Annotated in this window: 6 protein-coding genes; 5 read left to right on the top strand and 1 reads right to left on the bottom strand. The window is 39.7% G+C overall.

Features of this window, described 5'->3' with window-relative positions; translation table 11 throughout:
- Positions 1–76 precede the first annotated feature (76 nt).
- From V7Z64_RS10900 to V7Z64_RS10880, 5 genes are all read left to right on the top strand, one after another.
- Positions 77–1,228, top strand: coding sequence for a toxic anion resistance protein (locus tag V7Z64_RS10900; protein ID WP_297989342.1), 1,152 nt, complete (start codon positions 77–79; stop codon positions 1,226–1,228).
- Positions 1,229–1,293: 65 nt separating this feature from the next.
- Positions 1,294–1,647 (top strand): sulfurtransferase, encoded by a 354-nt coding sequence (locus tag V7Z64_RS10895; protein ID WP_297989340.1) that lies wholly within the window; start codon positions 1,294–1,296, stop codon positions 1,645–1,647.
- A 73-nt stretch (positions 1,648–1,720) separates the two neighbouring features.
- Entirely contained in the window at positions 1,721–3,361 is a 1,641-nt protein-coding gene (cdr, locus tag V7Z64_RS10890; RefSeq protein WP_297989338.1) for a CoA-disulfide reductase, read from the top strand.
- Positions 3,362–3,372: 11 nt separating this feature from the next.
- On the top strand, positions 3,373–3,669 hold the full coding sequence (locus V7Z64_RS10885) for a rhodanese-like domain-containing protein (RefSeq protein WP_297989336.1): 297 nt from the start codon (positions 3,373–3,375) through the stop codon (positions 3,667–3,669).
- A gap of 103 nt (positions 3,670–3,772) precedes the next feature.
- On the top strand, positions 3,773–4,966 hold the full coding sequence (locus tag V7Z64_RS10880) for an MFS transporter (RefSeq protein WP_297989334.1): 1,194 nt from the start codon (positions 3,773–3,775) through the stop codon (positions 4,964–4,966).
- Between the two features lie 13 nt (positions 4,967–4,979).
- On the opposite strand, the gene V7Z64_RS10875 is transcribed toward V7Z64_RS10880, so the two are convergent.
- A complete protein-coding gene (locus V7Z64_RS10875) occupies positions 4,980–6,323 on the bottom strand; it encodes a TrkH family potassium uptake protein (RefSeq protein WP_297989332.1) in 1,344 nt (447 codons plus the stop codon).
- Between the last annotated feature and the right edge of the window lie 131 nt (positions 6,324–6,454).

Below are 6,454 nucleotides of genomic sequence, written 5' to 3'. Positions count from 1 at the left end.
TGCAGAAAATCAATAAAAACTTAGGGTGTGTCTTTAAAACTTTTGACAATACCAACAATGATGGAGGAGAAAAAACATGAACAAAAACGATGAAGTACTTTGGACAAGTTCGATCGATTCGCTACTTGCCAACCCATTTGGCGAAGTGATAGAGGCGAGTGAAAAGTCACCATCTCCGCGTTTAATTGATCAATTAAAAGAGGAGCATCGACAAAAAGCGCTAGCGCTTGCGGAGCAAATTGATCCGCGCAACCATCAAGCAATCTTACAGTACGGTGTAGCTGCACAGGCAGAGTTGTCACGCTTTTCGCATTCTATTTTAAATCATGTGCAGAAAAAAGATGCCGGACCTGTTGGGGAAATTATTCATGAGCTGATGATAAAGATGAAAGAAGTAAATGTAGAAGATTTTACAATAAATAAAAAAAGTTTTTTGGCGCGCGTGTTTCAATCTGTGACTCAGTCTGTTCAACATATTTTATCTAAATATCAAAAATTAGGCGCTGAAATTGATCGTATTGCGGATCAACTCGACAAACATCGTCAAATGTTATTTCGTGACATCATGATGTTAGAAACGTTATATGAAAAAAACAAAGAATATTTTGATGCATTAAACATTTACATTGCCGCCGCTGAAATAAAACTAGAACAGCTGCGAACAAAAACGATTCCAGAACTAGAGAAAAAGGCGTTACAGTCACAAAATCAAATGGATGTACAAGAAGTCAATGATATGATTCAATTTGCCGACCGTCTTGAAAAGCGCATTCATGATTTAAAATTAAGCCGCCAAATTACGATTCAAACAGCACCGCAAATTCGACTGATTCAACATGTCAATCAAACGTTAGTCGAGCGCATTCAATCGTCCATTTTAACCGCCATTCCGCTTTGGAAAAACCAACTCGTCATCGCATTAACGTTGCTTCGCCAAAAGAAGGCGGTGGAAGCGCAAAAAGCGGTAACAAAAACGACGAATGAATTGCTGTTGCGTAACTCAGAGATGTTAAAAATGAATACGATTGAAGCAGCAAAAGAAAACGAGGAAGGGCTTGTCAGCATTGAAACATTGAAAAAAACACAGGAAAATTTGCTAGTGACGCTTGAAGAAACGTTAAAAATTCAACAAGAAGGGCGCATGAAACGTCAACAGGTAGAACAGGAACTGATTGAGATGGAAGAGCAGTTAAAACAGCGGTTACTTACGCTAAAAAGAGCTGAGTAAAATCAGCTCTTTTTTATTGATTTTATATACCTGTTAGGGTATGATGTGTGAGGGAGGTAGACAACATGATGTATGGCTTTATTTTGATGCTTGTATTATATGCTTTATATTATCGATACGTACCTGTTCGTGGTGTAAAGAAGCTGCAAGTTTTATCTACACATAAACATGTTACAATACTCGATGTGCGCGACTACAATGAAGCAGATGACATCGATGGGGCACGTCGCATTCCGGTTGCGTATTTGAAACGTTATTATGAAACGATTCCGCACCGTGAAGTTGTTGTCATTGCGAACGATGCTTTAGAGAAAAATGTAGCCATTCGCTTGTTAAGACGTTATCATTTTTCTGTCAAAGGATATTATATAAAGGAAAAAGAAAGCGCACATAAATGGACTATGGTAAAATGTCACTAACTGTTCAAACTTTGCAAGGAATTTATTTGGTATAATACGGTTACACGTACTTGTATATGGAGGGGATATATTGATGAAGAAAATCGTCATTGTTGGTGGTGTAGCTGGAGGAGCTTCTGCCGCCGCCCGTTTACGTCGGTTAAGTGAGAAAGATGAAATTATTATGTTTGAACGTGGTGAATATATTTCATTTGCAAACTGCGGACTTCCATACTACATCGGGGATGTTATTCAAGAGAGAAGTAAGCTACTTGTCCAAACGGTTGACGGTATGTCGAAACGATTTCGTATTGATGTGCGCAATTTAAGTGAAGTGACAGCTATTCATCGTGAACGAAAAACGGTCACAGTAAAAAATTTACGAACAAATGAACAATATGAACAGCCATACGATATCCTTATTTTATCACCGGGAGCGAAGCCAATTGTTCCGCCTATTCCAGGCATAGATCAAGCGAAAGCACTGTTTACGTTGCGCAACGTACCGGATACCGATCGCATTCGTTCATTTGTTGACAATGAAAAGCCGAAACGTGCTGTGGTTATTGGTGGGGGCTTTATCGGTGTAGAAATGGCTGAAAACTTAACAGAGCGAGGCGTACATGTAACGCTTGTAGAGATGGCCAATCAAGTCATGGCACCCCTTGATTACGAAATGGCAGCTATTGTGCATACGCATATGAAGGAGCATGGGGTTGAGTTAATTTTAGAAGATGGCGTGCAAGCATTTGAAAACGAAGGAAGACGTGTCGTATTAAAAAGCGGTCGCACGATCGATACAGATATGATTATTTTAGCGATTGGAGTTCAGCCAGAAAGCCAGTTGGCAAAAGAAGCGGGATTAGAACTTGGTTTTCGCGGTGCCATTAAAGTGAACGAGCATTTGCAAACATCTGATCCGAACATTTTTGCTATCGGCGATGCAATTGAAGTAAAAAGTTACGTCTATGGATTTGAAACGTTCGTTCCGCTCGCATGGCCAGCCAACCGCCAGGGCCGACTTGTCGCTGACTACATCAACGGTCGCGATGTCAAATACAACGGAACGCTCGGTACGTCGATCGCGAAAGTTTTCCATATGACAGTCGCGGCAACAGGACTGAACGAAAAAGTATTGAAACATCACGGTATTGATTATGAAGTTGTTCACGTTCATCCAATGAGCCATGCTAGCTACTATCCAGGTGCTACTCAAATGACGTTAAAGTTAATTTTCGATCGGCAAGGACGTATTTATGGGGCGCAAGCGGTCGGACAAGATGGAGTTGACAAGCGCATTGATGTCATCGCCACAGCGATTAAAGGCGGACTAACGGTATATGATTTACCTGATTTAGAACTGGCATATGCTCCACCGTTTTCATCGGCGAAAGATCCAGTAAACATGGCTGGGTATGTGGCATCGAACGTGCTTGATGGGATGGTTGAAACGGTACAATGGCATGAAATTGATGACATCGTCGCCGACGGTGGGTTGCTCATTGATGTTCGCACACCGAAAGAGCTAGAAACGAGAGGAGCAATTCCGGGTAGCATCAACATTCCACTTGATGACTTGCGCGATCGTCTCCATGAATTGCCGAAAGATCAAGCGATTTACGTCACATGCCAAGTTGGTTTACGTGGCTATTTAGCAACGCGCATTTTACAAGAGCATGGATGGAAAGCTAAAAATTTAGACGGTGGTTATAAATTGTATTCGAGTGTGAAATAGGGGGAATAAAGATGTTTGAAAATATTTTGCCAACAGAAGCGGATACGCTACGTCATGAAACAAATGTTGAAGTGTTAGACGTTCGTGAAGCACACGAAGTAGCAACAGGAAAAATTCCGGGTGCTCGCCACATTCCACTCGGACAGCTGTTTGCTCGTTTAAACGAACTTGACCAAAACAAAACATACATCGTCGTTTGCCATTCAGGAGGCAGAAGCGCATTAGCATGCGAATGGCTATCTGAACGAGGTTTCCGTGTGAAAAACATGGTTGGTGGCATGTCGAATTGGGAAGGGGAAGTGGAATAAGACTGGCGATGCGCCAGTCTTATTTTTTATGCATCTTTCTCCGTTTTATTATAAAATGGAATACATGCATTGGAAGTTAGAGACGAGAAAAGGAGAAAGATCGATGTGGAAAAATAAAAATATCACGCTCATTTTTATTGGGGAATTTATTGTCGGAATTGGTTTATGGCTTGGAATTATCGGGAATTTAGAGTTTATGCAGAAGCACGTTCCTTCTGACTTTGTGAAGTCGCTCATTTTATTTTCTGGCTTGCTTGCTAGTGTCATCGTCAGTCCGATAGCTGGGAGATGGATTGATACGTATGTGAAAAAGCGTATCCTTCTCTACGCAGGTATCGGACGTATATGTAGCGTTATATTTATGCTACTCGCTTTAACATATGAATCTATTTTCCTTATGGTTTGCTTTATGATTTCAATTCAAATAGCGGCAGCGTTTTATTTTCCGACATTACAAGCAATCATCCCACTCGTTGTTCGTGATGAGAACCAACTAATGACTGTAAATGGTATACATATGAATATTTCTGCTTTGTCTCGTATTGCCGGTACTGCATTTGGTGGAGCACTTCTTATGATTACGAGCTTACGAGCGTTATATATTGGAGCGATGATTGCGTACATTTTGCTTTTTTTGCTTACATTTTTTATTGACATCAAGGAGGAGAGACGGGAAACGCGTAATGAAAAGAAAGAAAAACAGCGATTCGCAGACATATTCCCCATCGTTCGTCAACTGCCAGTTGTGTATATTGCCATCGTTTTGACGATTGTACCGCAGCTGTTCATTGGTGGATTTAACTTAATGGTCATTAACATTAGTGAATTACAGCAAGATCCATCAATTAAAGGATGGCTGTACACAGTTGAAGGAATTGGGTTTTTGTTCGGCGCCTTTTTCATTAAATATGTCGCTCGCGAGCACGCATATGTGAAATGGATGTACGGATTAGCTTGTTTTATTGCTTTCGCACAGTTATTTTTACATTTCGCCCACGTCAAATGGATTTCACTTGTTTCCTTTGGGGTGTTCGGAATGTGTGTGGGTGGCTTTTTCCCGATGATTGCGACTATTTTTCAAACAAATGTTCCGAAAACTTACCATGGTCGTTTTTTTTCGTTTAAGAATATGTTTGATCGTGTCACTTTTCAAATCGTATTGTTAATTTCTGGTTTTTTACTAGATACGATTGGATTAGAACATATGGTCGTCTTGTTCGGAGTCTTCTCGTTTCTGTTGATTATGTATACGATGTTCCATAAAAAAGAACATATATTAAAAAGCGAAGGTGTATAAATACCTTCGCTTTTTAACCAATAATGACGCGCTCTTTTGGATAATGGTATGTTTCTTTTTGGTTGTTGCCACGAATAAGAAATAAAAATGATAAAATACCGATCCGTCCGATAAACATCAAAACAGTAATAACTAACTTCCCGAATGTACTTAGTTGTGATGTGATGCCCATTGATAAACCTGTTGTTCCAAAAGCAGAGCATACTTCAAAGACAATTTCCATCGTTGTAAACGGCTCCGAAAAGGAAAGAAGTACGACAGCTAAAAAACAAAGAATGGAAGCTGTTCCAAACACAATAAACGATTTTAATATATCTTCATGATGGATTTCTCGTTGGAATACTTTAATGGAATCTTTCCCCTTCGCATAAAAGAAAATGGTTAACATAATGATGGCGAACGTCGTCGTCCGAATTCCTCCTCCTACGCTACTTGGGGAAGCACCAATAAACATGAGTACGCTTAAAACAAGTAAGGTCGGTTCGGAAAATTCAGCGACATCCATTGTTGCTAATCCACCGTTACGAGAAGAAATCGATTGAAATAATGCATAAAAAAGCGACTCATGCCAAGTTTTATTGGCAAAAAAACGATGCGACTCAATCAATAAAATAGAACATGTTCCGAATAAAACAAGAAGAAAAAATGTAACGGTTGTTAATTTTGTGAAAAGCGAAAAGCGATATTGTTTTTTTTGGCGATAAAATAAAAACTCTTTCACTTCAATGAGGACTGGAAACCCGATAGCTCCTAACACGAGTAAAACCATATGTATCGTTTGTACAACATAATCGTCAGCAAATGGAATAAGCGACTGTCCTGTAATATCAAAACCGGCGTTTGTCGTTGCGCTCACCGATGCAAAAAAACCTTGGAGAAAAGCCTCTTGCCACGATGGAAAATAACGAAGAAAATAAATCCCCAAAATGACTGCACCAATCATTTCAATCGCGATAATGAGCGTTAAAATTTCTTTCATTAACTTTACTAATCCAGCAAACGTCGAACGATTTTGATCGGTCATAATCAATTGGCGCTCACGAAAGCCGATTTTTTTTCCAAACATAAGCCAAATAAATGTACCGAGTGCCATAATCCCAATTCCACCAAATTGAAGAATAAAAGCCAATACAAATACACCCGGCGTATTAAACGTATCCGCTGTCGATACGACGGTTAGCCCTGTTACACTGATGGCGCTCACAGCTGTAAATAGTGCATCAACAAAGCTAAGCTTTACACCAGGCTGATGAAAAAACGGAAGCCAAAGTAAAAATGTCGATATACAAACGGCTACAAAGTAAAATAAAACGATAAGCTGAACGGTTGATAGACGCGATAATTTTCGAGATTTCACAGCTTTACTCCCTCGCCCGTTTTCGTTTTAAACATATTTTGATTTTGACAAATGGTGAAAAGGAATGCAAGTCTGTTTTTTCAATCAAGAAACATTTGTATTTACAAAATTTTTCGTTTTTTTATAATGGG

The organism is Anoxybacillus sp. (assembly GCF_036834105.1).
Lineage (GTDB): Bacteria > Bacillota > Bacilli > Bacillales > Anoxybacillaceae > Anoxybacillus.
This window is presented reverse-complemented; position numbering and strand designations above follow the sequence as displayed.